Origin of the sequence: Frankia sp. Hr75.2, assembly GCF_949319125.1 — a bacterium.
GTDB classification, from domain to species: Bacteria; Actinomycetota; Actinomycetes; order Frankiales; family Frankiaceae; genus Parafrankia; species Parafrankia soli.
The window spans coordinates 1-5,109 of the sequence record NZ_CASGGV010000085.1; the positions used below are offsets into that span (position 1 = coordinate 1).

The window sequence follows — 5,109 nt, forward strand, 5'->3', positions numbered from 1 at the left end:
GCCGGCGAACTGGTCCGGGACCCAGGCGGGGGCGCGCTTCTCCATGAAGGCCCGCATACCCTCGCGTGGTTCGGACGACTGCCGCATCGCCCAGAACATGGTCTGGTAGTCGATGAGCCCGTAGCGCTCGTTGAGCATGCGCTTGACGTGCAGACGAGCCGCCGGAGCGGTCTGCAGGATCTCTCCCGCGGCACGCACGGCGGCATCGCGGAGCTCGTCGTGGGGGACGACTCGGCTGATGACGCCCAGCTGCTGGGCCTCGGCGGCGTCGAACCGGCGGGCGGAGAGCAGTAGGTCCCGGGCCACGGCAATGCCGACGTGGGCGGGCAGGACGGCGGCGCAGGTGGCGTCGGGGATGCCCCGCAGCAGTTCAGGGACCCGGAACGTCGCCCGGTCGCTGGCCACCGCGATGTCCGCCATCATCGCGATCAGGAGCCCACCCGCCTGGCAGATGCCGTTGACCGCGGCCACCACCGGCGCCTGACTGTCCCGGATGGTCAGGAAGGGCAGGACGTCCCCGCTGGCGAGCTCGGGCGGTAGGGCGTCGCCCGGCTCGGACCGGCCACCCAGGTCACCCCCAGGGGCGAACACATCGCCGGTACCCGTGATGACCAAAGCGTCGAGATCCGGGCTCTTGTTGACCAGGTTCACAGCACGCTTGATGCCGAAGTACATCGCCGGAGTCAGGGCGTTGCGGGCCGCGGGCCGGTCGATGATGCACCAGCCGATAGCGCCGTCACGCTCGAAACGCAGACCGGCCGCTCCCAGGTCGTCTGTCACGCCTCTTCCCTTCAGTGCACATCATGGGTGTCGACCGCGGCGGCGAGACACTCTGCGCCTCTCTCGCAGCCTGGTCCGCTACGGGCAGGCCTGATCACCAGCTCCCGCGCCCAGCCGCCGGCGCGCTGGGCGGGGTGCGCCGCGGGCATCGCCTGGGTTGCCGGCGAGAGGACCTCGGGCTCCAACCACCCGAGTGCGCCGGCCCGGTCGAACGTCCGAAGCAGGCGCATCGGACCCTACGTCAAACACTGCACTCAGTACCACTCTGGACATCGCCTACCCGTTGTGGTGCGGGGTACAGTACGGCAGTGATGGCTGAGGCGCCTGGCGAGCTGGGCCTGCGCGAACGCACCCGGCGGGCCGTACGGGCCGAGCTGGTGTCCGTCGCGATGGACCTGTTCGCCCGCACGGGCTACGAGGCGACGACGATCGATGAGATCGCGGCCGCCGCCGGAATGTCCCGCAGCACCTTCTTCCGCTACTTCACTTCGAAGGAAGACGTCGTACTCGGCCACCTGAGCACCCTCGGCCGACTACTCGTCGACGCCCTGGCGAAACGGCCCGCGGATGAGGATGCCTGGACGGCGCTGCGCCGGGCCTTCGACGTTCTCCTCGCCTACCACGCAGGCGATCCACAGGGCACCCTCGGCCTGCGACTCATGATCGATGGTAGTCCCGAGCTCCGGGCCCGCAACCTGGAAAAGCAGTGCCGATGGCACGACCCTCTCATCCCCCACATCGCCGACCGCCTCGGCCCCGCCTCCACCGAGGCCGGTATCGACGCACGCCCCGAGGCGATCATCGGTGCCGCACTCGCCTGCCTGGAGGCCGCGAACAGAGCATGGCAGGCCACCGACGGCCAGGCACCCCTCGACAAGGTCCTCGACGACGTCATGCGCACCGTCCACCCCAGAGCCTTCTGACTCGGAGCAAGCTGTTACCTCCCGAGGAGTGCGGACACCGTGTTCTCGCTTTCCGGTCACCCGGACCGGATCGGACCCGTCTGTAGTCGCTGAGGCTCTCAGCTCCGGAGCTCCCAGCGGTTACCCGCGGGGTCATTGCAGAACACGGCTCGCACCCCGTCGATGGTAACGACGCTGTACGGGATACCGGCAGCGTCCAGGCGCGCCTCAATCACAGTGGTCTCTTCACCGACGTGGATGGCGGTATGGGCCCGGGCAGCCGGACGATGGTCGGGGTCGACGCTGAGATGCACCTGACTTCCATCTTCTGTCTCATACCACAGCACTCCTCGTGCTTTAAGATCGGGTGTTACCTCAATGCGCCGGTAGTCGAGGATACCTGTCAGGAAATCACCTACGGAGTCGGTACCTCCGGGCAGGACGCCTAGGTTGACATGGTGGAAACGTGCCATGATCTAAAACCTCCGGTAGGCATGTCGGATTCGGGCTGCTACGGCATCAACAATGTGGAAAGACGATCGACGACGCCGGCTCGATCACCTAACTATTTTGCGAGACCTGCCGCGCCGTCGCGCCTCCGCGGCCACCGGCACCGCCGATCCCTGTCGCCGAACGTCCGGGCAGCTCCGACTGTCCTCATCCTTCCACTTCGCGGACAACACGCCCCTGGGGTGGTTCTGACCTGGACCGGCTCCGCGCTCGCGGCCAGATCGCGCGGCGACGACCTCGGTTCGGCCGGCACGGCGTGCCCGGTTCGTCCACGAGCCCGAGGCCTGCAGACTCCCCAGCCATCACGGTGGTGACCGTACCCACTCCCGTACCTGTTACGCAATGTCCAGAGTGGAACTGAGTGCAGTGTTTGACGTAGAGTCCCGATGTGCTGGCGGAGTGAGTGATCGCGGCGGGCGGAGCAGTTTCCGACGAAGGTGGGTCATCGTGGAACCATCCGTGCTGCTGGAGCAGCGGGGCGCGGTGTCGATCGTGACGTTGCACCGGCCCGGCCGCCGCAACGGCGTGACCGTTCAGATGTGCGAAGAGCTCTATGAAGCGCTATCCCCCGTGCCCGCCAGTGATGCACGCGTCGTTGTGCTGCGTGGCGCGGGCAACGACTTCTCGGTCGGCGCTGATCTCACCGGCGGTCACTCGGCGGAACCGGCGACGCTGGAACGGCTCGGCGCCGTGTACCACGCGTCGACATTGCTGCACACGATGCCGCAGCTGACGATCGCCGCGATCGACGGTGGCTGCGCGGGCGCGGCGATGGGATGGGCGTGCGCGTGCGACTTCCGGTTCGCGTCCGACCGCGCCAGGTTCGCGACCGGTTTCCTGAAAGTCGGCGTGTCCGGGGACATGGGTCTCGTCTGGTCGCTCGCGCGGCTCGTCGGCGCGCCACCTGCACGTCACAGCGAGCCCGTCGTTGCTGCCGGCACGATCATCTCAGTCGGGAACCGGAACCCGACGAACACCGACCCAGGCAACGGCAGACGGACCGCACCTCGACGCATGATCCGATTCTGCCTGGCAAGGACGTCTCTGGAACGTTCAACCGCATCCGCCCACGGACCACGCGCCCGTCCGTCGACGAAACCGTCTCGGCCAGTCATCCCGCAAGATGTTCCCCCGTCTCACCGCTTTGCCGACCCTGGATACCAACGAAAGGCAACATGATGATCCGCAGGGCGCGATTACTCACCACCGCTGTCGTGTGCGCCACGGCGCTCGCTCTGGGCGCCTGCGGTGGCGGCGGTGGCGATACCGACCCGTCCGTGGGTGCTTCCGGTGCACCGGTGGCCGGCGGCCATGGGCGGATTCTCACGCTGGGTGAGCCACGCAGCCTGGATCCGGCGGCCATGGGCAACGCCTATGCGAGTTCCGGTGTCATTGGCAACGCCCTGTACGGAACCCTGATGACCAGCGATGACACCGGAAAGATCCAATACCAGATGGCGGAATCTTTCACCACCACGGACAATGGCAAAACCTTCACCCTGAAACTGCGACGGGGACTGCTGTTCTCCGACAACACCCCGCTCAACGCCGAGGCCGTGAAGTTCAACTGGGACAGGATCAAGGACCCGGTCACCGGCGGGACCAACCGGTCGGAGGCGTCGGAGATCGCCTCGTCCGAGGTGGTGGACGATGTCACGCTGAAGGTCACGCTGACCTCCACTGTACCGAAGTACGCCCAGTCCGTCCTCGCCTCGACGATGAACTGGATCGCCTCGCCCGCCGCCCTGCGGCAGGGCCAGCAGGCCTTCGACGCGAAACCGATCGGCGCCGGACCGTTCACCCTGGTGAGCTGGACCCGCCAGGCCGCCATGGAGCTCGTGAAGAACCCCAGATACTGGGACGCGCCCAAGCCCTACCTCGACCGCCTCACGCTCCGCCCGGCTCTCGACGCCAGCCAGCGTTACAACACGGTGCTCACCGGGGGCGCGGACGTGGCCATCGAGTCGAACCCGGTAAACGTTGACAAAGCAGCCCAGGAAGGTCTGTCGACCAACGTCATGCAGCTCGGCGGTGGCCTCTTCATGGCGATGAACACGCGCCGGGCGCCGTTCGACGATGTTCGCGCGCGGCAGGCGGTCTCCGTGGCACTTGATTTGGACGCGCTGAACCTGGCCGTCTACAACGGCGCCGGGACGCCTGTCGACACGCTGTTCACCAAGAACTCGCCCTTCTACTCGGACACACCACTGCGAGAGCAGGACAAGGCGACCGCCCAGCGTCTCTTCGACGAGCTTGCCGCCGACGGCAAGCCGCTGTCCTTCACCTTCTCCAGCGCCCCCACCACTGAGAACCGGACGACGGCGGAGAACATCCAGGCGCAGCTGAGCAGCTTCAACAACGTCAAGGTCAACGTGAAGATCATCGAAGTAGCCGAGCTCGTCGCCCTGCGCACGACACACGACTTCGACGCGATCGTCTCATCCGCGTTCTTCCAGGACCCCGAACCGCGCCTGTGGACGACCTTCAGCGGGAGCTCGGCGGCGAACCTGCCCGGCATCGACGACCCGGCGCTCAACGACGCCCTACTGGCCGCCCGGACCGCGTCAACAGACCAGGAACGCAAGGCGGCCTACGACACGGTGCAGCGGCGGCTGACCGAACTGGCTCCGGGTGTCTTCTACACACGGGCCGAGCCCAGCGCCATCGCGGGCGAGAAGGTGGGCGGCCTCGTGCAGTACGGCCTCGGGTCGCTACGGCCGGAAGAGTTGTGGATCCAGAAGTAGCGATCATGGGATCGCCCTACCGGCGGTAGACGTCCCTGCTCGCCTAGACCGACGTGGTGGGGACCTTCCCGCCGACGGTCCTCACCACGTCGATCGTTATCGGGACGCTCCGAACTCGTCCCTCCACACCATCGTCAACCCAGACCATCGTTGACCCTGAACCGCCCTGGGTT

General features: G+C 66.9%; 6 protein-coding genes. 3 read left to right on the forward strand and 3 right to left on the reverse strand.

Translation table 11 applies throughout. From position 1 onward, the window contains the following. Window positions 1–780: enoyl-CoA hydratase/isomerase family protein (locus tag AC559T_RS08180; RefSeq protein WP_498868306.1), on the reverse strand; the 780-nt coding region annotated here is incomplete at its 3' end. An 11-nt stretch (window positions 781–791) separates the two neighbouring features. Further along, a complete protein-coding gene (locus AC559T_RS08185; protein ID WP_498868307.1) occupies window positions 792–1,010 on the reverse strand; it encodes a hypothetical protein in 219 nt (72 codons plus the stop codon). A gap of 81 nt (window positions 1,011–1,091) precedes the next feature. Here AC559T_RS08185 and AC559T_RS08190 point away from each other — a divergent pair, with 81 nt between their 5' ends. Continuing rightward, complete coding sequence (locus AC559T_RS08190; protein ID WP_498868308.1) at window positions 1,092–1,703, forward strand: TetR family transcriptional regulator; 612 nt, start codon at window positions 1,092–1,094, stop codon at window positions 1,701–1,703. A 98-nt stretch (window positions 1,704–1,801) separates the two neighbouring features. Here AC559T_RS08190 and AC559T_RS08195 read toward each other — a convergent pair whose 3' ends face one another. Next, the gene (locus AC559T_RS08195) at window positions 1,802–2,155 is read right to left on the reverse strand and encodes a VOC family protein (RefSeq protein ID WP_498868309.1); all 354 of its coding nucleotides are present in this window, start codon (window positions 2,153–2,155) and stop codon (window positions 1,802–1,804) included. A gap of 496 nt (window positions 2,156–2,651) precedes the next feature. On the opposite strand from AC559T_RS08195, the gene AC559T_RS08200 reads away from it, so the two are divergent. Further along, a complete protein-coding gene (locus AC559T_RS08200) occupies window positions 2,652–3,371 on the forward strand; it encodes an enoyl-CoA hydratase/isomerase family protein (RefSeq protein WP_498868310.1) in 720 nt (239 codons plus the stop codon). Continuing rightward, window positions 3,371–4,936 (forward strand): ABC transporter substrate-binding protein, encoded by a 1,566-nt coding sequence (locus AC559T_RS08205; protein WP_498868311.1) that lies wholly within the window; start codon window positions 3,371–3,373, stop codon window positions 4,934–4,936. The genes AC559T_RS08200 and AC559T_RS08205 overlap by 1 nt, the downstream gene beginning before the upstream one ends. Window positions 4,937–5,109 lie beyond the last annotated feature (173 nt).

What these genes read in the sequence shown, in the direction of transcription:
- AC559T_RS08190 (WP_498868308.1), top strand. Translation starts at nt 1,092, where the DNA reads ATGGCTGAGGCGCCTGGCGAGCTGGGCCTGCGCGAACGCACCCGGCGG.
- AC559T_RS08195 (WP_498868309.1), bottom strand. Translation starts at nt 2,155, where the DNA reads ATGGCACGTTTCCACCATGTCAACCTAGGCGTCCTGCCCGGAGGTACC.
- AC559T_RS08185 (WP_498868307.1), bottom strand. Translation starts at nt 1,010, where the DNA reads ATGCGCCTGCTTCGGACGTTCGACCGGGCCGGCGCACTCGGGTGGTTG.
- AC559T_RS08205 (WP_498868311.1), top strand. Translation starts at nt 3,371, where the DNA reads ATGATCCGCAGGGCGCGATTACTCACCACCGCTGTCGTGTGCGCCACG.